This is a genomic window from Paenibacillus sp. JT31N17, from assembly GCF_056269255.1.
In genome coordinates, this window is record NZ_JBWDNP010000007.1 from 19,128 (window position 1) to 40,292 (window position 21,165).

General features: G+C 52.2%; 19 protein-coding genes and 1 riboswitch. Of the genes, 2 read left to right on the forward strand and 17 right to left on the reverse strand.

The window, feature by feature from the left end; genetic code table 11:
• Nucleotides 1-24: 24 nt before the first annotated feature.
• From AC0YOB_RS21680 to AC0YOB_RS21690, 3 genes are all read right to left on the reverse strand, one after another.
• Nucleotides 25-921 (reverse strand): helix-turn-helix domain-containing protein, encoded by an 897-nt coding sequence (locus AC0YOB_RS21680; protein ID WP_475794541.1) that lies wholly within the window; start codon nucleotides 919-921, stop codon nucleotides 25-27.
• Between the two features lie 239 nt (nucleotides 922-1,160).
• A complete protein-coding gene (locus AC0YOB_RS21685) occupies nucleotides 1,161-1,826 on the reverse strand; it encodes an SGNH/GDSL hydrolase family protein (RefSeq protein WP_475794542.1) in 666 nt (221 codons plus the stop codon).
• Nucleotides 1,827-1,844: 18 nt separating this feature from the next.
• A complete protein-coding gene (locus AC0YOB_RS21690; RefSeq protein ID WP_475794543.1) occupies nucleotides 1,845-2,807 on the reverse strand; it encodes an acetylxylan esterase in 963 nt (320 codons plus the stop codon).
• 240 nt (nucleotides 2,808-3,047) lie between these two features.
• Between AC0YOB_RS21690 and AC0YOB_RS21695 the strand changes: the two genes are divergently transcribed.
• Complete coding sequence (locus AC0YOB_RS21695; protein ID WP_475794544.1) at nucleotides 3,048-3,977, forward strand: polysaccharide deacetylase family protein; 930 nt, start codon at nucleotides 3,048-3,050, stop codon at nucleotides 3,975-3,977.
• 63 nt (nucleotides 3,978-4,040) lie between these two features.
• Here the strand turns inward: AC0YOB_RS21695 and AC0YOB_RS21700 are convergent, their stop codons facing one another.
• From AC0YOB_RS21700 to AC0YOB_RS21765, 14 genes are all read right to left on the reverse strand, one after another.
• Nucleotides 4,041-4,712 (reverse strand): 3D domain-containing protein, encoded by a 672-nt coding sequence (locus tag AC0YOB_RS21700; RefSeq protein WP_475794545.1) that lies wholly within the window; start codon nucleotides 4,710-4,712, stop codon nucleotides 4,041-4,043.
• 115 nt (nucleotides 4,713-4,827) lie between these two features.
• Nucleotides 4,828-5,066, reverse strand: a riboswitch (cyclic di-AMP (ydaO/yuaA leader).
• 77 nt (nucleotides 5,067-5,143) lie between these two features.
• Nucleotides 5,144-6,601 (reverse strand): PAS domain S-box protein, encoded by a 1,458-nt coding sequence (locus tag AC0YOB_RS21705; protein ID WP_475794546.1) that lies wholly within the window; start codon nucleotides 6,599-6,601, stop codon nucleotides 5,144-5,146.
• A 130-nt stretch (nucleotides 6,602-6,731) separates the two neighbouring features.
• Nucleotides 6,732-7,355, reverse strand: coding sequence for a TetR/AcrR family transcriptional regulator (locus AC0YOB_RS21710; RefSeq protein WP_475794547.1), 624 nt, complete (start codon nucleotides 7,353-7,355; stop codon nucleotides 6,732-6,734).
• Nucleotides 7,356-7,574: 219 nt separating this feature from the next.
• Nucleotides 7,575-8,375 carry a CAP domain-containing protein gene (locus tag AC0YOB_RS21715; protein ID WP_475794548.1) on the reverse strand — a complete coding sequence of 267 codons (801 nt, stop codon included), beginning with the start codon at nucleotides 8,373-8,375 and terminating at the stop codon, nucleotides 7,575-7,577.
• A gap of 268 nt (nucleotides 8,376-8,643) precedes the next feature.
• Nucleotides 8,644-9,786, reverse strand: a complete 1,143-nt coding sequence (locus tag AC0YOB_RS21720; protein WP_475794549.1) for an ABC transporter permease — start codon at nucleotides 9,784-9,786, stop codon at nucleotides 8,644-8,646.
• 33 nt (nucleotides 9,787-9,819) lie between these two features.
• Complete coding sequence (locus tag AC0YOB_RS21725) at nucleotides 9,820-10,800, reverse strand: ABC transporter ATP-binding protein (protein WP_475794550.1); 981 nt, start codon at nucleotides 10,798-10,800, stop codon at nucleotides 9,820-9,822.
• A 28-nt stretch (nucleotides 10,801-10,828) separates the two neighbouring features.
• Nucleotides 10,829-11,590 (reverse strand): ABC-2 transporter permease, encoded by a 762-nt coding sequence (locus AC0YOB_RS21730; protein WP_475794551.1) that lies wholly within the window; start codon nucleotides 11,588-11,590, stop codon nucleotides 10,829-10,831.
• Entirely contained in the window at nucleotides 11,587-12,300 is a 714-nt protein-coding gene (locus AC0YOB_RS21735) for an ABC transporter ATP-binding protein (RefSeq protein WP_475794552.1), read from the reverse strand. The genes AC0YOB_RS21730 and AC0YOB_RS21735 overlap by 4 nt, the downstream gene beginning before the upstream one ends.
• A complete protein-coding gene (locus AC0YOB_RS21740; protein ID WP_475794553.1) occupies nucleotides 12,297-12,704 on the reverse strand; it encodes a GntR family transcriptional regulator in 408 nt (135 codons plus the stop codon). Before AC0YOB_RS21740 ends, AC0YOB_RS21735 begins: the two co-directional genes overlap by 4 nt.
• Before the next feature lie 346 nt (nucleotides 12,705-13,050).
• Nucleotides 13,051-14,193: a hypothetical protein gene (locus AC0YOB_RS21745; protein ID WP_475794554.1), complete on the reverse strand. Its 1,143-nt coding sequence runs from the start codon at nucleotides 14,191-14,193 to the stop codon at nucleotides 13,051-13,053.
• A 110-nt stretch (nucleotides 14,194-14,303) separates the two neighbouring features.
• On the reverse strand, nucleotides 14,304-15,788 hold the full coding sequence (locus AC0YOB_RS21750) for a sensor histidine kinase (RefSeq protein WP_475794555.1): 1,485 nt from the start codon (nucleotides 15,786-15,788) through the stop codon (nucleotides 14,304-14,306).
• A complete protein-coding gene (locus tag AC0YOB_RS21755; RefSeq protein ID WP_475768632.1) occupies nucleotides 15,788-16,474 on the reverse strand; it encodes a response regulator transcription factor in 687 nt (228 codons plus the stop codon). Before AC0YOB_RS21755 ends, AC0YOB_RS21750 begins: the two co-directional genes overlap by 1 nt.
• 157 nt (nucleotides 16,475-16,631) lie before the next feature.
• Nucleotides 16,632-17,774: an HNH endonuclease gene (locus AC0YOB_RS21760; protein WP_475794556.1), complete on the reverse strand. Its 1,143-nt coding sequence runs from the start codon at nucleotides 17,772-17,774 to the stop codon at nucleotides 16,632-16,634.
• Between the two features lie 197 nt (nucleotides 17,775-17,971).
• The gene (locus AC0YOB_RS21765) at nucleotides 17,972-18,847 is read right to left on the reverse strand and encodes a helix-turn-helix transcriptional regulator (protein ID WP_475794557.1); all 876 of its coding nucleotides are present in this window, start codon (nucleotides 18,845-18,847) and stop codon (nucleotides 17,972-17,974) included.
• Between the two features lie 91 nt (nucleotides 18,848-18,938).
• On the opposite strand from AC0YOB_RS21765, the gene AC0YOB_RS21770 reads away from it, so the two are divergent.
• Nucleotides 18,939-20,969 (forward strand): beta-galactosidase, encoded by a 2,031-nt coding sequence (locus tag AC0YOB_RS21770; RefSeq protein ID WP_475794558.1) that lies wholly within the window; start codon nucleotides 18,939-18,941, stop codon nucleotides 20,967-20,969.
• Nucleotides 20,970-21,165 lie beyond the last annotated feature (196 nt).

Consider the following 21,165-nt stretch of genomic DNA (forward strand, 5'->3'; position numbering starts at 1 on the left):
ACGATCGGAGAATCCTCTCCTTGATCAGGAGATTCGCCGGTTCTTGGCCATTTTTCGGTATTCCCCCGGAGTAGCTCCCACGATTCGCGAGAAGAGGCGGGAGAAGAAGGAGGCATTGGCGAATCCGACGGACTCCGCAACAACCTCCATGCTCCGGTTCGTTTCGTGAAGCATTTGCTTGGCGCGTTCGATCCGGATATGCTGCAGCATCTCATTGACGCTTCTGCCTGTCTCCTGTTTGAACACGCGGCCCAAATGCCGCTCGCTCAGATTAAACACCTGAGCCAGATAAGCAAGTGTAAGCTTTTGATGAAAATGATCTTCCAGAAACACGCGGACACGGCGGGTCAGAATTTCGTGGCCGCCGCAGGCATAGGAGACCTGCTTTGTCGTCTCCCGTTTTTCATAGAAACGGGATAACAGAACGAGCAATTCCATCAGCTTGAAGCGAATCAGCAGCGGTGAGCCTGAATCCTCATCCTTGGTCTCGGCAATCATATCCTCCAAAATGCCGACGATGGCCGATGACTGTTCGGCGCTCAGGGTCATTTTTCGGGGCAGCCTGCAGCTGCCATCCATGAACGGCGTGATAAAAGCAAGCGTCCCGGACATCTCATGATCACCAGGAAGGCAGCCCGCCAGGGACTGCGGAACAAACAGAACATTGATAATCTCGATCCCGGAGCCGTTCAGATGCTCAATGGCATGCCGCTCGCCGGGATGAATGCTGTACATATCGCCCGCCCGCACCTCGTAGGGAAAACGGTCAATGAGATGCAAGCCTTCGCCCTGAACCACATATACCAGCTCGATGAAATCATGCGCGTGCTCATCAAACACGTTGTGCTGTCCATGGGAAGATCGCTGTACCCAGATGCCTTGAGCGTTTTTGCGGTATCCCGATAACGTCTTGACGGTCATGTTGATTGCTCCTCCCTAATGGATGCCCCGGATTAATACCAAGTAATTCACTCGTTTTTATATTATTTATAATAACGCATTATACGTTTCGGTTTCATGCTCTATCGGGACAATATCATGTCTTATTCGGACTTTTTCCTGCCAATATATCCCTGAAAAACAAAAAAGCCGCTTTAACCCGCACGGAGGCGGAAGCGGCTTTCGAATTTATCTTTACTGACAGGTTGAGTAGAATCGGTTCATACGAGCCCTTGATTATAGTCGAAGCCAATCCCCTGCAGGAATGATCTGGCCAGAACGGCATGTCCGGTCTGCGACGGATGAACCCGGTCCCAGGCAAGCGTAGCCGGATACAGATGCTCCAGCAGACGGTTGAATGCCGCCTGGGTGTCGACATAAATCGCATCGTACTTCCCTGCAATCCGCTTCACTGCTTCACCGTAGCGGTCCATCGTTTCACGCATCGCATCGGTTGGATTAGGTTCGATGTAGAATGGAGTCATAAGCACTAATCCCTTCAGAACGGGTCTTGTTCGGGCAACCAGCTCTTCAAGGGTCTGCTCGTATTCCTCCAGATACACATGGGCTTCCGTCATCGCAGGCACATCGAACTGCCGCCAGACATCATTGGTTCCGATCATGATCGACAGCCAATCCGGCTTGAGGTCAATGACATCGGTTTGCCAGCGGTCCTTCAGGTCCCTTACCGTATTTCCGCTTGTTCCGACGTTGACAACCCGAATGCCCAGCTCCGGATATACAGCCGTCAGCAGTGCGTCAACCACGCCGACATATCCTCTGCCAATCGCATTGAATAACCCTTCCCCTACCGGTCTTGCCCGGTCGCAATCCGTGATGGAATCGCCGATCATGACAAGCTTGTCCCGTTTCTCCAGCTTAAGCATAAAGGATTCCTGCCTCTCCTAGTAATTCCCCAAGAAATATTGAAAAATCTTGTCATGGTGTCCAGGCAGCCCTTCATGCCCGAAATCCGGATAAATTTCCAAACGCTTTGGCGCCGTTATCTTGTTGTAAGCGGCAAATTGAGTGGAAGGCGGACATATCGTATCCATCAGACCTGTTCCCATCAGTACCTCGCCTTTAATGCGTTCGGCCAAATACTGAATATCTATATAGCCCAGCTTGGTGAAAATTTCATCCTCCCGCTTATGCTGCGGGTCGAAATGACGGAAATAGGTGCGAAGTTCGGCATAGGCGTCCTTCGCCAGATCCATCTCCCATACGCGCCTGTAATCGCTCAGGAATGGATAGACCGGCGCCAGCTTGCGTATACGCGGCTCCAGCGAAGCGCAGGCAATGGTCAGACCGCCTCCCTGCGACCAGCCAGTTGCGAATACCTGCTCCGGGTCTACGTAGGGCATCTGCATGACAATGGAAGCCAGCTGCGCCGTGTCCAAGAAGATATGCCGGAACAGCAGGTTATCCGGCTGATCATCCAACCCGCGGATAATATGTCCGTGATGCGTATTGCCGGTCACGCCGCCGACATCCTGTGAAAGTCCGCCCTGCCCCCTGCAGTCCATGGCAAATACCGAGAACCCCAGCGAGACATAACCGAGACGCTCATGCCAATCGCCTACATTCCCGGAATAACCGTGAAAATGCAAAACCGCCGGCCGAGGCGTGTCCGCCTGACGGGGACGGGCATATTTAACATGAATCCGGGCACCCCGCACACCTGTAAAATAAAGATCGAAGCATTCCGCAGCAGGTGTCTGGAAGGAGCTTGGAACAAGCTCGATTTGCGGTTCGGTCTGACGCATTTCATTAAGGGCCCTGTCCCAATAATCATCAAAATCGGCAGGCCGGGGATTTCTTCCTGTATACGCTTGCAATTCGGCAAGCGGCTTATCAATTGTAGGCATTTCTCTAACTCCTTTGCTGTTGTGATTACTTTCCATGTTAGCGGTTTTATTCTTCATCTGTAAAGTTATTTTTGCAGAAAATTGCCCCGGAACAGCCTTGCCGTCCACGCTGCAGCAGCTTCGCTTCAGGTCATCGAGGTTTACCCGCTGCGTCGCATGCATGATCGGAAAACAGAGGGGCACAATGAATAAAGCGCAAGAAGCAATGGCTTGTCATTTATCAAAATATGGAGGGTTTACATGCTGCGGAATAATCATTGCGTTCGCTCTATACGAAAAACCGTTCTTATCCTCCTCGCGGTCATGATACTCTCCGGTTCATTTGATCCGGTGCGGAGACTTCATGCTGCTCCGCTTGATAAGCTCCCGGCTTCCTTACATATTCAACTTCAGAACGAGCCCGGCAGCCTGCCGCTTAGCATACCCGGCGTCAGTGAGCCTTCTTTCCAGAGCAGAGAGACAGGCCAGCAGAAGAAAAAGAAAATTTCGCGCCGTGACGCCACATCCTGGGTAGATCTGCAGCAGCGTTATCCCGGGACCTTCGTTATCGGCGGCCCGCGCAAGGAGAGGAAGGTTGCGCTTACCTTTGACGATGTGCCTGATCCCCGCTACACGTCCAAGGTGCTTGATATATTAGCCCGCCATAAAGTCAGGGCGACTTTTTTTGTAGTCGGATCGCGCGCCGCTTCTTATCCGTCCATAGTCAGGCGCATTGGCAGGGAAGGACATGTAATCGGCAACCATTCCTATAACCATGCGGTATTCTCGCGTATTTCCCTGTTTGCCTTCCAGCAGCAGATCCGCAATACGGACGCCATATTGCGTCCGCTCGCCGGTTATAGTCCCAGATTAATCAGACCGCCCTATGGGGAAGTACTGCCCGGGCAAATTGAATGGATGAAGCAAAACGGTTATATTGCCGTCAACTGGGATGTCGACTCTGTTGACTGGCGGGGCATCGACAGCAGTACGATATTGTTTAACATCAAGAAAACCCTGCAGCCCGGCTCTATTATTCTTCAGCATGCAGGCGGAGGCATCGGCCAGGATTTATCGGGAACATTAGAGGCGCTGCCCAAACTGATCAAGCTGCTCCGCAGCAAAGGCTATCAAATGGTTACGCTCCCCGAGCTGCTTGGAGAGCCGGCTGCACGAAGCGTAAAGCCCTGAAACCACCAAGCGGCGCCCCTGCAAGGGGGCGCCGCTCATTTATGATCGATTATATTTGAAGTATTATGATTTGCCCAGAACAAAAACCTTTACATATTGAAACCCGAACTCCTGGGCTTTTGCCTGCGATTGCGGTACAAAGATATCAATGCGATCCCCTTTGATCCCGCTCCCCATATCTGTCGCTACGGCCATCATGCCGCCAACAGGCAAACCGTCATGGTCATAACCGGTGATATACACCTTGCTTCCCATCGGAATACGGTTGGGATCAACTGCGATCGTACCCAGCTTGAGCGGGTTGCCGTAATAGTCAACCGGGCCCCAGCCGTTCTCGGATGCATCAGCTGTATAGGCGCTTGCTTTGGCTTGTACAACATCGGTATAGTTGTAGGCAAGTCCGTTGACTGTCACGGTATTTTTCGGCAGCGCTTTGGCCGTGGATTCCATTTTAATCGCCTTGACCGCCGCGGGCTTCGGAGCTGCTGCCGTTTTTTTCGCTGCCGATCCCGGCACTGTAATGGACAAGCCCGCATAGATGTTGGACGGGTCCACGCCTGGATTCGCTTTCACCAGCTGATCAAGCTGCACGCCGAATTGCTTGGACAACGTCCAGAAGGTATCATTGTCTTTTGCCTTGTATACCGCTGCAGCGTTTGCCGCCCCTGCATGGGCAAGAATTGCCAATCCAAGCACAGCTGCTGCCGCGCCTTTTTTCCATTTTGCATTTACCAAAACAAATGTCCTCCTTTTTATTTACGGGTTTATCGGCATGTTCTGATACAGAACTGTCTCCAAACTCCGTCATCGCTCAAACAAAGGCAGCCTCTCTCCCGATTGGTTAAGTATGCCTGTTTGTGCATGCGGCCTGCGAGGTTAGTTGTCGGATTCGGATTGAGGAGTTCAACCCTACGCCAAAGCGGATATGCCCGCTCCAAAGCGATTCACCCCCAGCGGATTTTCACCCTGCCAATTCGACTGGCTCGGATAATATTCCGCGAGGCAGGAAACAGATTATGGCTTGCTGAAAGCATCTGTTTGCTGCCTCATAAAGATCCCCCGTACGATAAGTTTCGGCTCGCGTTAAAGGATACCATAATTCTATCCCCCAAATACACTGGTAAATAGGTCCAGCCGCGAACAATAACTGGCTGAACGCCATTCATTTATCCCTCTGTCTCCCATTCAAAGGCAGGCAGCTCAACTGTGACGGTTGTGCCGCTGCTTTCCTCGCTTTCAAATTTCAGCGTGCCGCGGTGGGCTTCAATAATGCGCAAGCAAATCATGAGTCCAAGCCCCGTGCCGGAGCTTTTGGTCGAGTAGAAGGGGCTGCCTAGACGCTCAAGCTTATCCTTGGGGATTCCCACCCCTTGGTCTTGAATGCGGACAGTAAGCATACCCGCGTCCCCCTCCTTCAGGGTAATGGATAAATCTCCTCCGCTTGGCATCGCCTCTATGGCATTTTTCATCAAATTGATAAATACCTGCTTGAGCTGATTCTCATCGCAATATACCGTCGGCATCTTCGCGGCAAAATCCTTTTTCATCTCGACATTGTTCATAATCGCCTGGGTTTCCAGCAGCGTAATCACATTCTCCAATATGAAGACCAGATTATGATGGCTGAACTGCTTGACCTGGGGCTTGGCCAACGCCATAAATTCCTGCACGATCGTATTGATCCGGTCCAGCTCCGCAAGCATAATATTGAAATATTCATGATGGTCGCTTACCTTTGTTTTTAGAAACTGCGTAAAACCCTTTAAGGAGGTTAAAGGGTTTCGGATTTCGTGAGCGATTCCCGCCGCCATCTGACCTGCTACCGACAGCTTCTCTGACCGGATAATCGCTTCTTCCTCTCTTTTGCGCTCCGTCAAATCACGAAACACGCTTTGCACAACAAAGGGGCGTCCCTGAAAATTATGAATCCGGATGCCTGAAACCTCGACATCGATGATCCTTCCATCAAGGCTGACGATTTTGGATTTCATAAAGTCCAAAGGCTCATCCGAGGCCAGCAGCAAGCTCATGCGTTCGCTCGTCATTTGCCGGTAATCGGCGTAAATCAAATCCATATAGGTAACGGTAAATAATTCCTCAACCCTGGTGGCGCCAAAGAGGAGAAGGCCGGCATTATTCGTATATAAAATCGTTTCACCGTCATGAACGACGATGGGTTCAGGCAAATATTTGATCAGGCGCTGATACCTGAGTTCATGCTCACGCAAAATTTCATCCGCTTTAATCGTACTGGTGACATCCGTCAGCGTTCCAACTAGCGCGGGACGGCCATCATACTCGATCAATATACCCTTGGCCTCATAGTAGAACAGACTTCCGTCCTTCCTGAGCCCTCTGAGCCAGTTGCGGGTCCCCCTGCTTTCCCCTCTCAACCGACGGCTGATTTTGTCTTTGAAAAATGCCCGGTCTTCCTCGAAGACCAGTTCCTTGGGCTGCATACCGATAATTTCCTCACGGGAGTATCCGAACATCTCCGCCAGACACGGATTTACATACGAAATTTGATCTTCATGAAAAAGAAAGACGCCTATTCGCGACTGATCAACCAATTGATGCAGATGAGTGGAAATAAATGACTCGTATTGAGATTGTTGATCCTTCATAAAGCTCATCCCCCGACAGGTTCAAAAGAAGTATCCTTATCAATTCGCTAACATTTTATCATTTCCCTCCATGTCAAAGGACTTATTTACAAAGGCGTTTTAATGCCGATCTCTTGTTTTTTTATCGATATTAGGCCTTCATACCTGCCACCAATGTTCTTATTCCTTGATTGTAAATGGGGAGCGTCCTCTCCAAAAGCGAATCGATGGACTCCAGACTGCCGTTATAGGTGTGGACGAATCCCTGCATGTAATAAAATAAAATGCGCGCATGATTGAGCGCAGCTTCAGCGTCGGAAGCAGAACCCTCTTCATCCACCACATTGTCCAGCGCCTGAATCAGATGGCCGAATATACGGTTGCGGATCTGATTCACTTCGAGCTCGGGCTCCGGCTCATCCACCCTGCCGCTTCCCGATGTGATCAGAACATTGAAGAAGCTGCCATTGCTCAGGCAAAACACAGCATATTCCTGGCAGGCGCCAATCAATTTGTCCAGCGGGACTGCGTCCGCGTCTCCCAGCCTCTCCAGCATCCGGCCTTCCATCTCCGCAAGCGGCGGGATAGCGATCTGCTGCAGCAGATCCTCTTTATTCTTGAAATACAAATAGATCGCGGTATGCGAGCAGCCTGCCTCCTTGGCTATCTCGCGCATCGTTACCGACGGATAGCCTTTCTCTGCAAATAGCCGTGCAGCGGAATGACGGATAGCCTGCTTCATTTCCTCAGTCAGCATTTTTCGTCTTGTCGTCATGACTTTGACACCCCTTGTTTCGTTCTTTGGAATTTAAATAACCATTGGTTACATAATAACCGCCGGTTAATTTCGCGTCAAGTCAAACGAAGGGCGGAACCTGTGTGGTTGGTTGGGTCGCTCATAAGAGAAGCTTGAGGTAGCCATCATCAGGAGCTTGAATTCTCTATGCAACAAAAAAAGCGGCCAGCATTGGCCGCCTTTCCATCATAGGTTATTCTAGGAAGTAAATTCTTGCACCCATTCGCCATTGTAATAAGCAACGCCGATTTTTTTGTAATTCGCACCCAGAATGTTGGCTTTGTGGCCTGGGCTGTTCATCCATGCAGTCATAACTTCCTGAGGTGTACGTTGGCCTTTGGCAATGTTTTCACCCGCATAGTTATAAGATACGCCAAATTGCTTCATCATATCAAACGGGGAACCATAGGTTGGTGAGTTGTGATCAAAATAATTGTTGTCATACATGTCTTTCGCTTTGGCAGTCGCCACTTTAGTCAACAGAGCATCGGATTGCAGTGAAGACAAGCCTGCTTTGCTGCGCTCCTGGTTGACGAGCGTTACGACCTGGGAAGCAAATTCGCTTTGCGAAACTGTTCCCGGATCTGTGGTTGAGCCGCCGTTTGCCGGTGCGCTGCCGCCAGTTGAAGGCGTGCCGCTGCCGCCGGTTGCCGGAGTTCCGCTGCCGCCGCCAGTTGAAGGCGTACCGCTGCCGCCGTTAGCAGGAGCACCTGAACCATTCCCGTATCCGCCATTAACCGGAATTTTAATGATCATGCCGGGGAAAATATTATTGCCGTTACCCAGGGAAGGGTTGGATTGCAGCAGCTTGCCAAGATCAATTCCATATTGCTGCGCAAGTTTTGAAAGCGTATCGTTAAAGTCTATATTATACGTTTTAGTTGGGGCTGTATTTGCAGAAGCTGCACTGACCTGCTGCAAGCCTGCTCCCCCTCCAAGTACAATTACACTTGCTGCAAGAACACTTGCTATTCCCACTCGAATTGGTCTTATTTTCATGAATTTATTTCCTCCTCGTTGGTTTTGGGTTTTGCCGGTTTCTCCCGACGCCACTCATGTTAACATAGGAAAAATCGTTATTCATGCCTCAAAATTTGGCATCAGCCGCAAATGTCTCTCATAATTCGCTCCCTGATGTAAGCGTATCGCTTGGGACGCCTGAATAAAGCATTTCCCGAATTTCTAATAATAAAAAAAGAAGAGACACATGATTATGCGTCTCTTCTCCCCGTTTTCCGCCGCTATTTGTCCCAAACCGATCATCCCCTTAATTAGCCGCAGAACGCAGAAAGCCGGGCAGACGGATAAAAGCGACTGCAAGACCGATTGCTCCAAACGTGAGCAAAATCAGTACAGCTCCAGCTACATCGCCAATATGCGCGCCATGCGCAATAATGTCCACCAATGAATGCTGCGCCCAATACTGCGGTGTAAAATGGCCAATGGCCTGGATCGAATCCGGCAGCATGTACGATGGTGTCCACAGACCTCCTACCAGAGCGCCTCCCATGGAAATAAGCTGTGTAATGACCATAGCGGCTCCTTCGCCCGGAACAATGAAGGAAAGGCCAAGACCAAGACCTGTCCCGGCAATACTAAGTCCAAGGACAATTAATGCGAGTGCCGACAAATCGCCAAGACTCAAATCATAAACAAAATGGCCGAAGGTAAACAGAACCACGCATTGTGCAGCAACGGTGAGGACAAAGGGAATCCACATTCCGAGCAAATACTGCAGTGGCTTGATACTCGTGCTGCGGATACGCGACAGAAGTCCTGTCTTCTTCTCCTCAAAGAACCGGCGGCTCATCGTAATCATTATAAAGAACACGAACATGACCGTCATGCCCGGAACAACCTGGTCGATATAATTAAAAACATCCGAGGTTGTGGGCACAGCTTCGACTGTTACCGGGGAGGCAAGCGCCTGCTTGGCCTGTTCTTCGGTATCTCCCATCCGGATCAGCGTATCATTTAGCTTCTGTTCCCTGTACTTGCCTGTAAGGTTCTCCAATATAGCCGTTATCGGGGCATTGGAGATAGCGGATGCGGGATCCTCGTACATCTTGATTCCAGCCGTCTGCCCCTCCTTGACAGCCTGCTCGAAGCCTTCGGGCACGACCAGCAGAGCCGTATACTGCCCCTGACGGATCTTGTCAATTCCTTCATTCAGGCTATCCGGGTCTTCCGCCGACACATCCATAATATTTCCCATCTGCTTCATGAATGCCTGCGATGCCTCGCTCTGATCCAGATCGACGGCGTGGACGGAAACTTGCGAGGAGCTTCCCGAACTGCTGAAGACGGACCCGAACATGACGATAAACAGCGCCGGCATCAGCAGCAGGAAGAAAAAGCTGCGCTTATCCTTGCGGATCAATTTCAATTCCTTCATAATAATGGATTTCATCTGAAAATCTCCCTTCTGTATCCTTACGGGCTTCTAGTCTCTCAGAGCGGTGCCGGTAACCGTCAGAAATACGCTCTCCAGCGACGGCCTGACAACCTCAAGCTGCTTGACATCCCACTGGCTCCGGGCCGCTGTGCCCAGAAGCCGCTGCATCACTCCCGCCACATGCTCCGTATCCAGTATCCAGCCCGAGCCTTCTTTGCGCGTATGAGTAACCTGCGGATCAACGGGAGGAGCCGTCAACCCGGCGGCTTCCAGATAAATGGATTTGCGCCCGTATTGCTCGAGAAGCTCGCCAAGCGATCCGCTTGCTTTGACGGTTCCCTGATCCATAATGGCGACCTGATTGCAGAGAACCTCAACCTCCTCCATGTAATGGGTGGAGTAAATAATCGTTACCCCGTCCTTGTTGAGCTCGCGGATCATTTCGAAAATATGATTGCGGGACTGCGGATCAATGCCTACCGTCGGCTCATCCAGGATCAGCAGCTTCGGCCGGTGCAGCATGGCTGCCGCAATATTAATGCGTCGCTTCATACCGCCGGAGAAGGTCTGCACTTCATCCCTGGACCGGTCAATCAGCCCGGTTTTCTCCAGGATTTCCTGAATACGGCGTTTAAGCTCATTTCCGTGAACACCGTATGCCTGACCGAAAAACTCAAGATTATCGTAAGCGCTCAGCTTCTCATACAGGGTTATTTCCTGAGGAACATAACCAATGTATTTGGAAACCGCATCGATATCATTGGTAATATCTCTGCCGAACAGGCTCACACTCCCCCTGTCCGCCTTCACGATTCCGGTCAAAATTTTCATGGTGGTCGATTTGCCTGCTCCGTTGGGACCAAGAAACCCGAATGAAGTGCCGGCCTGAAGCGAGAAGGTCACATTCGACAATGCCTGTTTCTTGCCATATGCCTTTTGCAGACCTGTGACTTCCAGCAGAAGTTCCCGGCTTTCGGGCCGTTTGCTATCGGATGGCCGCCGGTTTTCCGTCATTGTTTCCATCTTCATGTCATTCCCTTCTTCGTTGAATATGTCTTTAGGCTAATTTTCTTTCAAGCAGATAGGCGCATAATCGAATAACGAGATAAGCAGCCGGCAGGCTGACGATCATCGCCGCCAGCACCTCCCATGGAAACGGAAACCAAACCACTGCCGCATCTCCGTTAAGCTGATCAAATACCGGTCCCATTTTGGAGAACAACAGGCCTCCGCCTCCCATGAATATTACCCAGAGCAGGGGAGTGATCGGCCGCCAATGCGTGTATACAACCGCTGCTGTCAGGAACCCGACGGATAGAACAAAGGGGCCGAATCCAATAATAAGTACAAACCAGTTCAGCCCTACAAGCAGGAATGCGGACAAATCGTTCATGGTATAACTGTTCAAAATCAGCACGATACAAGAAGCATATATGGATGCTGCAACATAGAAGCCTGCAATAGCCATCAATGTCCGCAGCGCTGCACCGCTCCACTTGGCGCCAACGAGAGTAAGCCGCGAATACGGAAGCGTCAGCCACCAGCCGCTGGTCTCGTTCTCCCACTCCCGCTTCAGAATGCCATGACCGGTGAAGAACAGCATATAGGGAAAACCGATTGTGACAAACCATAAACTGAGCAGCTTTAAGGAATGGTCCATTGCAAAATAAGTCAGCGTGCCCAGAATGATGATGAGGACGACGGCGCCGTAGATGCCGGCCCATTTTCTGCTCAGAGGGGAACGGTTCAGGCGCTTGCCGCTTCCCTTTACTTTAAATTCATGACGCATCAGCGCCCAAAAGGTACCGGATGTTTTCAACGTATCCCCTCCTTCTTGTACAATGTGCGAAAGACGTGGTGCAGGGAGCCGTATTCAGCCCGCAGGTCCTCCGTATCGCCTGTCCAGATCGTCTGCCCCTTGTTCATCATGATCGTGTAATCAAACAAGCCCTCGACTTCTTGAATGTCATGCGTGCTGATTAATATGGATTGCTCGCGCTCCTCCAGGTAATCGATAATGCCAGAGATAATCGCCTCTCTGGAGATCACGTCGATACCGGCGAACGGTTCATCCAGAATAATAAGCGGCACCTTGCGCGCCATGCATAGAATAAGCATCACCCGGGCTTCCTGCCCCCGGCTCATGCCGCTGATTCTCATGTCCAGCTCGATGTCCATAAATTCGGCAAAGGATCTGGCAGCGGCCATATCAAATCCTGGCAGGAAGGATTGCCCCCACTCAAAAGCCTTGAGCGTTGTATGAAACGGATACCACCTGGCCCGGTCAGGCAAATAGGCGATATCTCTGTTGGTCCGCCAGCCGGGTGTTTGTCCAAGCACCCTGATTTCTCCCTGATCGGGCTGTACAAGACCTGTTATAGTCCGGAACAGGGTGGATTTGCCGCAGCCGTTGGGACCGAGAACTCCAACGATTTTCCCGGCAGGAATCGACAGACTTACGCCGTTCAGCGCCTTCTTGCCGCCGTACTGCTTCGATAACTGCTTGCAGACCACAATCGGCTCACTCATGTCCGGTTCCCTCCTTCCTTGTTGATTTGTTTGTTGTGCACATAAGCTTCTATATCCGGCCAGCTGATTCCCAGGCTCTCCATCTGAGACAGAAAGGAATCGATATACCTGGCTGAAAGATCCGTCCGAAAGGTCTGCACGCGCTCGGTCGAGGAAGTGACGTAGGTTCCTTGTCCCCGCCGTTTCTCCGTCAAACCGTCCCGCTCCAGCTCCTGATATGCGCGCATCACCGTATTCGGATTCATCCGCAATTGCTGCGCCAGATCGCGCACCGATGGCATTTTGTCTCCCAATCCAATCTCTCCTTTGGCAATTGAGCTTCGCACCTGATCCAATACCTGTTCATATAGAGGTTGACTAAAATCGATCTGAAACCGCAATGTGCCAACCTGCTGTTCTTCCATGGATGTTCCTCCTGTCCTGCCGCCTTCTCTTTCAATATTAAGTGTATTATATCACTTAATACACTTAATGCAAGTGAGTACGCCAATAAGGACTGAAGAAAGTCGCCTAAAAGCTGAATAACCACAAAAAAACACTTCCGCAGCTGCCTGTGCGAAAGTGTTTACAATGCCTTGAAAAGATATTGAAAAGATAAAAGCAGTCCTGCCCCTCAGGAAGAACCGGCTGTCGCCGTCCTTATGGCGGCTGGGCCAAGCCTCTTCCCTCAGAAATATAAACAAAGTATGGAGAAATTTTATGCTTTCTTATATTTCAGTTAAAGGGACTGGGACTGCATATTCAGCCCATTTATTGTTGGAATGAAATCACATACGTATGGAAGACCACTTTATTCTCTTCCATAACTGCTGAAGAGGTGAGTAATTTATCACCCGACGGGCTCCAGCGCAGGGTGCCGGATGCGTTTCTGGAATCGACCGAAATCGGTGTCGTCTTGCCGGATACGCTATCCGCCACGAATACTCCGTTTACGCCGTCGCCCTGGGAATTAGCAATGTATGCCAGCTTCGTCCCATCAGGCGACCAGCTCATGCCGAGGACCTGAGTCGCTTTCACCAGCGTCCATTTCTTTTTGAGGGCTGAGTCTGTAATGGTCAGCTCCATCTCCGTCTCCGATGTCCGTTTGACCAGAGCGGTCTGCTTGTTGTCGGGGGTCGGAACAAACCAGATGACTTTGCTGTCGAGCACGGTTTGTTTATCGGTCAGCGTATCATACGCATGCAGCTTATCCTGCATCGAGGTATAATAGACGGTCGTTCCGCGCTGGGTCGCATTCATGATGGAGAAATCCTCCATTGGCAGAACGGTTGTCGTATTTCCTTTTACATCCGAAGTTACAATGCTGCCGTTAATCAGGGAGAATATCACCCGTTCGTTGTCGATCCATTCTCCATCATTGGCATGAAGCTCTCCCTCGCCTGTCTGAACCGACTCGCGCGTAGCCATATCCATAATGTAACCTGTTGCCGTATCCTCGGAATTTTTCTTGTAAAACAAATACTTCTTGTCCGCCGACAGCAGCGCGAAGCTTTGATTGTCCTGCTCCTCGGACAGCGCTTCATCCTCCTGGTCCGCCGCAGCCAGATCCCGTATATACAGATTGCGGGGGTAGCGCTGCTCGCCTTCAATCGTTACCGGCTTCATGTTCAAATTCTCTTTGTCGACAATAATCTTGTCTTCGCTGAGCCAGTCCAGGCCATGAATGCCCTTCAGCTCATCGATCTTGGACACTTCCATCTGCTGGTCCGCTTGAGCAGGAGCTTCATCCACAACGGTGATTGTTTTATCCGGTTTCTTGATGACCTCTCGTCCTGCAGCCGTGCTGCCGTCGTATCCGCCTCCGCTGCCGCAGGCGGATAACACAACGAGCATGCCGGCCAAAGTGATCGCAGCCGCAGCCGCCTTTTTTTGTTTCTTCTTGTTTGCAGCCATCACAGGGTGCCTCCCATTCAATCCATTTAAGAAGAATCGGGCTTCATCAGCCTTTTCCTTTATAGATCCATCGTACAAAATGAATTTCTCGACAATATTCCGGTCTTGTTTCAAGCTTGTAAAGGTTTCACGGTTCCAGGAGCCGCGAGCGGAAACTCGACTTTGAATATCGAACCGGACCCGGATGGCGGCTGCTCAAGCGTGATGCTGCCGTGCTGTACCTCGACCAGCCTTTTCACGAGCGACAGTCCAAGTCCGGTTCCCCCTGTAAGGCGCGCCCTGTCTTTGCTGACCGTGAAGAACGGCTCGAACAGCTTCACGACAGCCTCAGGCGGTATGCCGATCCCCGTATCGCGAAACATGATGACCGCTTTATCCCCTTCTACACTGCAGGAGACGTGAACCGTGCCTCCTCTTATGTTGTACTTGATTGCATTATCAAGCAGATTCATGAAAATATGCATCAGGCTCTCGCGGTCGACACGAACCTGCGCCGGCTTGATATCCGTCTCTATCCGAATGCCGAATTGCACAGCCTTACCCCGCATCCGGCTGCATACCTCTTCCAGCGATTCGCGGACATCAAGGCGTTCCGCGTTCAGACCGAACTCATACTGCTCCAGCGCCGACAGATGCAGCACCTTCTCCACCATTTCCAGCAGCCTGTCGGCTTCCTTGCGGATATTCTCCCTCGCTTCGTCCAGCAGCGCCGGGTCATCCCGGTACATATCCAGCAGATCGGAATAAGCAATGATCGATGTGAGCGGCGTCTTGAATTCGTGGCTGATGTTTCCGATAAATTGTTTCTGCCGCGCGAAGCTTTGCTCGATTTCCCGGCTCATATAGGTAATCCCCTCGCTGAGCTCGCCAAGCTCGTCTCTGCGCCGAACAGGCGAATCTTTAATAAAATGGCCGTCCCTGATCTGATCGGCGGCAGATCTGAGCTTGCGCAGCGAACCGGTGACGCGGGAAACGTACAGAAATCCAATCAGAAAGCTGACAGCCAGCGCCGCAAGTCCAATATTGCGCAGAGAACGCTGCAGCCGGGCGTAATAATCCTGATCGGCCTGCAGCGAGGTCTCCAGCTGTACAATGCCCACCTGGCCAACCGACCAGACAAGCGGCGCCATATAAACAAGCGAGTTGCCGGAAACCTGGTAGACGGTTCTGCCTTTCTTGGCATATTCCAGAATATCTTCGATTGAAGGCGTCGTCGACAGCGGCTGGGAATTGCCGATTTCCATGCCTTTGGCGTCAAACAGCACAATATGCGCATTGCCCAGCAGGCTGCTGAGATCCGAAGCCAGCTCCGGCCCCCTGCGCCGGAAAAAAGTATTCACGTCATCCTGCGCGTCCGCACTGAGATACATCTGCCGTACGCGCAAATTTGCCAGATCGCTGCGCTGCTTCATCGTTGCTTCTACCCTGCTCATCTGTTCCTTCTCAATTTCCCGCAGCACAAGCCAGCCCAGCATCAAGACAGTCGCAGCAAGCAGAATGGCCAGGCCGATCGTAAACCGCCATTTCAGGCTGAAAGGGGTTCTTCTTCGCAGCTTCAGCCCCTCCTCCCTGACTGGCTGCCTCTTCCGTTTCATCAGGACAGCTCCCGGAGCGCTTTATAGCCGATGCCGTATACGGTTTGCAGCAAATTCTGGTAAGGCTCGCCGAGCTTCTTGCGCAGCCGCTGCATATGGATATCCACCGTACGGGTTCCCCCCGCGTAATCGATGCTCCAGACGAGATCAAGCAGCTCGTCGCGCGTATATACCCGCTCGGGATGTGTAAGCAGGAGTGCGATCAAATCAAACTCCTTGGGGGTCAGATCGATCGCCTTGCCCTTCAATTGAAGGACTCTGTTCGGAATGTTCATCCGCAGTTCCGCTATCTCGACTTGCTGCGGCTCATCCTCCGTCCGGTTCTCCATACGCCGGATCAATGCTTTGACCCGCGCCACCAGCTCTCGCAGATCAAAGGGTTTGGTCATATAATCATCCGCGCCAAGCTCAAGGCCGATGACTTTGTCGACAATGTCGTTTTTGACAGTCAGCATAATAATGCCAAGACCGCTGCGGTTCTCCAGCTTGCGGCACACATCGTATCCGTTCAGCTTGGGCATCATGACATCAAGAACCATCACATCCGGTTTGAAGGAAGCCGCTTTCCTGAGCGCTTCTTCGCCGTCATAGGCAATATCCACGTTGTAGCCTTCCCGCCGGAAGGCGTAGGCAATTGCCCCTGCGATGCTTTGTTCGTCGTCCACAACGAGAATTTTCTTCTCCATTTTCCGTATCACCCTATCCTTAATCTATTACAGGCTTATATCCCCGGCATATCTGATATGTTTCCAACTCGTAAACGAAGCATTCACAACTATATGGAAAATGCCATCCCCCGATGCGGGGGATTGGCATTTGTACGGACCATTTAAATAAAAGTTCTCAGAAATCATCATATACGAAATCAAGGCTGTCGGCTTTCTTCAAATTACAGTCCGCACAAGCGCACACGCAGTTCAAGGGCGAGGACAATCCTCCCTTGGACTTGGGCATTACATGATCGATGGTATCGCCATAGCGGCCGCAATAACGGCAAACATAATTGTCCCGCTGGAGAACGAGAAGACGAAAATCCGTCTTCGAATACAGCTTGTGAATCTGGCCGGGACTTATGATGCCCGCCGCGCCTTCCTTCACCATGGTTATCGCCATTTCCAGCGGAATGTCCGTCGACCAGCGCTTGCCGGTCTCGCGGCGGCCGCGCAGACGGATCAGACCGGTTCCCCTGTCGTTCAGAATCGACGTATCGTATTTGAAGGGGCCTTTGAACGGAACGATTCTTTTGCTTGGCGGACGCGGTTCCGCCTGGGGAGAATTAGCGCTCTCGCCCGCTTTGGCTGAGCGGCGGCGGCGTTTGCGTCCGCGCGGTCTTCGTTTGCGTTTGGACGCATGCTCATCCACCGCAGCTGCCGGTGCGGGGTGAGCTTCAATAATGGGAAGAGCGGAGGAGATACTCTCCTTGCCCAGGACCTGAACCTGGCTTGACCCGTTGACTGAAGTCAGGCTAACCGGTGCGGGATCCGCATGGGTTGCTCTAACTGCAGCGGAATCCGCGCGCTCGGATGCCTTCATTCGTCCATCTGCTGCTCGATCAGGACCTGCAGGCGCAATCGTCTCAGTGCCTTTATGCCCGCCCGATTTCCGCCGGCCGCGCTTGCGGCGCTTGCGCTTTTGCGGGGGAGCGTCCTCTTCAGCCGCAGTTGCGCCGTCACCCGTTTCAAGCTGCAGAGCTTGCATTTGCGGCTCTGGTGGGTAACTGATCTTCTTTTTATCCGGCTGATCAGGCCAGATCACAGCTTTCACAGCGGCAGCGGATGGAGCTTGTTCCGTTATCGTTGTATTCACGGTTACTGCTGGTTCAACTGCAGGTCCGACTGAGCCTCCTGTCCGGCTGTGCGCCGTCTCCCGCTGGCGCTTGCGCATACAAGAGCGGCAGGTTCCGCGCCGGCTGATGCCGGAGGAGCGCTTGCTATAAGCGGTAAGGGGCTTCTCAACTTTGCATACCGCGCATTTTTTCACATCCATGGTTGTAAGTTCTCTCCGTTCATCATACAAGAAGAAACGGCCGGCACCAGTATTTTCAGCGTCATGGCCATGTTTCTTCCATCAGAAATATAAGCAGGGCAAGGCCGGATTCTACACTATCTTATTGTATATGAAGAACGGCTCTCGCCGTCCTTTAGTGTTAAGTCAGTTTCTTCAAGGACAGCAGCTGCCGCTTCTCATGTCATATATGTCAATCCCTGCAGCTTGCGGAATTGGTCGGGAGTCATGCCTTCGGTCTTGCCGAAGGCCGATATAAAATGGCTCGGGTCGCGATACCCGGACAGCTGGGCAATTTCCTTGATGGACTTCCGTTCGCTTTTGCTCATCAGCTCTTTGGCTTTGCGGATGCGAAGCCGGATCAGGTAGGCATAGGCGGTAATGCCGAATGCCTGACGGAACAGCGCATTCAAATAACGCGGGCTGATTCCGAGCCGGTCCGCCATGTCCATCAAGCCGATTTCCGGATCGCCGAACTTCTGATCCAGCCAGTTGAGCAGCGGGTCAAGCTTCTCCAGATGCTGAAACAAGGAGGATCTGCCGCCTGTCTGGCCGTATATTTTGACCATCGTCAGAAACCGGTATAACTGGGCGGAAGCATTCAGCCCTGTACGGTCTTCGTCGTACTGGGTCTGCTCCACCATATCCAGCAGCTGCTCCGTTATCGGCGCATCATCATTCCAATGCAGCCACTCCGTATGGCGGATGCCAAGCTGGGCAAGCATCGAATCCGCCAGCGAGCCGCCGAAGGTCACATACAGGGTTGCCCACTTTTTACCCCTGGCGGCTGAATAGGAATGCGGAACCCCGGGGAAGATCAGGGAACCGTTGCCCTGGGACAACGAGAACCTTCTGCCGCTTAATTCAAATTCCCCTTCGCCTTCAATCGTCTGCAGCCAATGGAAGTACGGATAGCCTTTGCGTCTGACAACGGACTCCTGATCGGGATTGTAGCCGATGCTTTCTACATACAGCGGAAGATCGTTTTTGCCGAGCACAAACATAAAGCGCCGAAGCTGATCCTCCACAACCTTGCGACGGATGATTTGTTCCATATTATCATATCCTGCCTATCTAAATATTATATATCGTTACCGTGAATCATATCATAAAATGAAGCTACAAACATCTTAGGAGATGATATCTATGGATACGACCAAACTGTCCAAAATGTTATATGGCGGCGACTACAATCCCGAGCAGTGGGACAGCGGCGTCTGGCCGGAGGATATGCGCATGCTGCGGCTGGCCGGCATGGACATCGCCACCGTAAACGTGTTCTCATGGGCTATGCTGCAGCCGAATGAAAGCACTTACAGCTTTGAAACGCTGGATCAAATTATGGACTTGCTGCATGAGAATGGCATATACGCCTGCCTTGCTACCTCAACGGGGGCGCATCCCGCCTGGATGGCACGCCAGTATCCCGATGTGCTGCGCACCGATTTTGACGGCCGCAGGCGCAAATTCGGCGGCAGGCATAATTCCTGTCCCAACAGCCCGTCCTACCGCATATTCTCGGAGCGGATCGCTTCGAAGCTGGCAGAGCGTTACAAGGATCATCCGGCTTTGCTGCTGTGGCATGTGTCCAACGAATACGGGGGCGAATGCTACTGCGAGAATTGCGCCGCCGCCTTCCGCGTCTGGCTGAAGCGGAAATATGTGACGCTGGACAAGCTGAACGAGCAGTGGAATACCCGCTTCTGGGGCCATACCTTCTACGATTGGGAGGAGATTGTCCTGCCGAATGGCCTGTCTGAGCAGTGGGCCGCTAACCGTACGAATTTTCAGGGCATATCGCTGGATTACGCGCGCTTCAATTCCGACGGCATGCTCGATTGCTACAAGCTGGAATATGAAGCGGTCAAGGCGGTCACCCCCGATATTCCGGTGACGACCAACCTGATGGGCACATACAGGCAGCTGGATTATTTCAAATGGGCCAAGCATATGGACATTATCTCCTGGGATAACTACCCTGCGGCCGATACGCCTGTCAGCTACACGGCAATGACGCATGATCTGATGCGCGGACTGAAGGGCGGCGCGCCTTTTCTCCTCATGGAGCAGACGCCGAGCCAGCAGAACTGGCAAGCCTACAATTCACTCAAGCGCCCGGGCGTGATGCGGCTGTGGAGCTATCAGGCTGTGGCGCATGGCGCGGACAGCATTATGTTCTTCCAGCTCCGCCGCTCGGTCGGCGCTTGCGAGAAATATCACGGCGCGCTTATCGAGCATGTCGGCCACGAGCACACCCGCGTCTTCCGCGAGTGCGCCCAGCTCGGCGCAGAACTGGGCCAGCTCGGCGATAAGCTGCTGGGCTCGCGCACGCCAAGCAAGGTGGCGATTATGTATGACTGGGAGAATCGCTGGGCGATCGAGTACTCCAGCGGTCCGAGCGTGGCGCTGCAGTATTTGAATGAAATTCATAAGTATTACGATGCGCTCTATCAGCTGGGCATACAAGTGGACATCATCTCCTTCGAAGATGAGCTGCAGGGATACGATGTCGTGCTGGCACCGGTTATGTACATGGTGAAGCCGGGGATGACGCCGCGGATTGAAGCCTATGTCAAAGGGGGCGGTTCGTTCGTCACCACCTTTTTCAGCGGCATTGTCAATGAGAACGATATCGTCACGCTGGGCGGATATCCGGGGGAGCTCAGAGAGCTTCTGGGCATCTGGGCCGAAGAAATCGATGCTTTGTTCCCGGATCAGACTAACCGGATGATCATGAAGGATACTTACGGAACGCTTCAGGGGGAATACAGCTGTTCCTTGCTGTGCGATCTTATTCATACTGAGGGAGCGGACGTTATAGCGGAATATGGCGACGACTTCTATGCGGGAATGCCGGCGCTGACCCGGAATTCTTTCGGCTCGGGTGAAGCCTGGTATGTCGCAACAAGCCCGGATGCCAGCTTCCTGCAGGGCTTCCTGGGATCGCTTTGCGCCGAGCGGGGAATTGAGCCGCTGCCGGGCAAGCAGCCAGGCGTGGAAGTGGCAAGCCGCGACAAAGACGGCCGTTCCTTCCTGTTCGTCATGAACCATAATCCGAATGCCGTGACGGTGGAATTTGATCAGAATTACGGCGTTGACCTGCTTACCGGCCAGCCGGCTTCCGGTCCCGCTACTGTCGCTGGCCGCGGCGTAATGATTATTGAAGCGTCATCCTGACGATATAGATTAAGGAAAAGCCTCCTTGCGTGCTTGCCAGCCTTATTCTTGGCCATGCTGGACGGATAAGCCCTGCTGCAGTGAATACCCGCCCGCCTGGCCCGAACGGCGGCTCCGGAAACAAAGAGATCCTCTCATTCCCAAACAATATGCAAAGACGCTCCCGGCTCCACTTTATCAGTGGCGGCAGGAGCGT